This window comes from Pseudomonas sp. DE0010 (genome assembly GCF_007680745.1).
GTDB lineage: Bacteria > Pseudomonadota > Gammaproteobacteria > Pseudomonadales > Pseudomonadaceae > Aquipseudomonas > Aquipseudomonas parafulva_B.
In genome coordinates, this window is record NZ_VEJQ01000208.1 from 1 (window position 1) to 270 (window position 270).

The 270-nt window shown below is 66.7% G+C and carries 1 pseudogene; it reads left to right on the forward strand.

Annotation, left to right across the window (positions count from 1 at the left end):
- Positions 1 to 30 precede the first annotated feature (30 nt).
- Positions 31 to 270 (forward strand): annotated as a pseudogene (locus tag FS767_RS22275) (catalase); the annotation flags it as partial.

The following is a 270-nucleotide window of genomic DNA, read 5'->3' on the forward strand; positions in this document are numbered from 1 at the left end:
TCCGAACGACGGCGCCCAAGGAGTCCCGTGATGACCACGCCCACCGCTGTCCATCCGCTGCCGTTCCAACCCGCCTTCGAACAGGTGCCGGATGATGAAGCCGAAACCGTTCGCGAGATGGTCGCGGCCATGAAAGATATCACCGAGACCACCTACGCCAATGGCGGCCATGCCATCCGCAGCGTGCACGCCAAGAGTCACGGTCTGCTCACCGGCCAGGTGCGGGTGCTGGACGGCCTGCCGCCGGCCTATGCCCAGGGCGCCTTCGCC